This is a genomic window from Streptomyces niphimycinicus, assembly GCF_018883605.1.
Taxonomy (GTDB): Bacteria; Actinomycetota; Actinomycetes; order Streptomycetales; family Streptomycetaceae; genus Streptomyces; species Streptomyces niphimycinicus.
In genome coordinates, this window is sequence record NZ_JAHLEM010000432.1 from 1 (window position 1) to 680 (window position 680).

1 pseudogene is annotated in these 680 nt (G+C 69.1%); it reads right to left on the bottom strand.

The window, feature by feature from the left end:
- Positions 1 to 680 (bottom strand): annotated as a pseudogene (locus KN815_RS31700) (indolepyruvate ferredoxin oxidoreductase family protein); the annotation flags it as partial.

The window sequence follows — 680 nt, forward strand, 5'->3', positions numbered from 1 at the left end:
CCGGGCTCCATGAACACGGCCATGGTGTGGCAGCCGATACCGGCCCCCACCAGCGAGCCTTCGGGAACCTTGGTGGATGAGTTGTGTGGACAGCCGGAGCAGAAATACGGCGTCCGGGTCAGCAGAGGCAGCCAGATCCGTTCCCCGCGGCGCCTGCTCCGCCAGGCGGTGACCGAGCCGATGTCCCCGTGTGCGGTCAGGCGGCGGGCCACTGCGGCCGCGATCGCCTCGGGACCCAGTTCCCCGATCTCGCTGAAGAGCGTCGTACCGTCCGGACCGGCCTTGCCATGGACGGCGGGCGCCCCGGGCACCGCGTAGAGGATGTCCTTGATGGCCGCCTCGATGAAGGACCGCTTCTCCTCCACCACGATGATCTCGCTCAGTCCCCCGGCGAACTCCTTGATGATGCTGGGCTCCACGGGGTGGATCGCACCGAGCTTGAGCAGCCGGATCCCGTAGCGCGCCAAGTCCCTCTCGTCGAGTCCCAGATCGCGCAGCGCCTGGCGCAGATCGAGGTACGGCTTCCCCGCGGCCACGATGCCGATCCGGTCGGCGCAGGTGGTACTGATCAGGCGGTTGATACCGCTGGCGCGGATGTACTCGGTGGCCAGCGGCAGCCGCACGGTGTGCAGGCTGCGTTCCAGCGCGGCAAGGCCGGCGCCCAGCAGATGGGCGCTCGG